1 protein-coding gene is annotated in these 709 nt (G+C 48.8%); it reads right to left on the bottom strand.

Annotation, left to right across the window (positions count from 1 at the left end; translation table 11 throughout):
* The coding region (locus tag R7Q46_RS27105) for an arylamine N-acetyltransferase (RefSeq protein ID WP_318078250.1) at positions 1–639 on the bottom strand (639 nt) is incomplete at its 3' end.
* Positions 640–709 lie beyond the last annotated feature (70 nt).

The raw sequence follows: 709 nt of genomic DNA, 5'->3' as shown, positions 1-709 counted from the left end.
TTCTGTTGCTTTCGCCGCGACTCTTGCGCTGGTAAAACGCGAGTGAGGAGAAGTGGAGGTAAAAAAGTTGCCACACGCGATATCACCCGCAAACACAAACTCTAAATCGAAGCTATAAAGGTTATTCCACGTGTCCGTTCCGTCCGTTGACAACACTTGAAGGAAGTAACCAAACTGGGCATCTTCAACAAAGCGGAAGGTTTGTAAATCCGCCTGAATCACTTGGTTGAGGATAAACGGCAATGGCGCGCGCGGCGTATTGGAGCCAAAGCCTACATCGACAATCCATGCTTGTTCATCCAGCGTCACCAACGTGATTTGATGGCTGCGACCTGTCGGCGTCCCCATCACGTGAACACGCCCAAGTAAGCTGCGCGCTTCAAACCCGAGGGTCTTGAGCACATCGAGCATTAAGCCATTCAGTTCAAAGCAGTAGCCACCACGGGAGTGATACACGGTTTTTTGAATGATGTCTTCAATCTCAACAGAGATGCCACGCTGCAACGAAATATCAAAGTTCTCAAACGGCAGGCAACGGTGCTGCGCTACGTGAATCTTGTGCAATGACTCCAAATCGGCGGGTAACTCACTCGGCAAACCGAGCTTGGTTAAATAGGCGTTCAGATCCGTCTTATTCATAATCACTCTTACTTATCTGATGGGTTGATTGTTTTCTACTCTAGTCCCTCTACCTAACCTCAGGTCAATC

Source organism: Vibrio sp. 811 (assembly GCF_033339195.1).
This window is presented reverse-complemented; position numbering and strand designations above follow the sequence as displayed.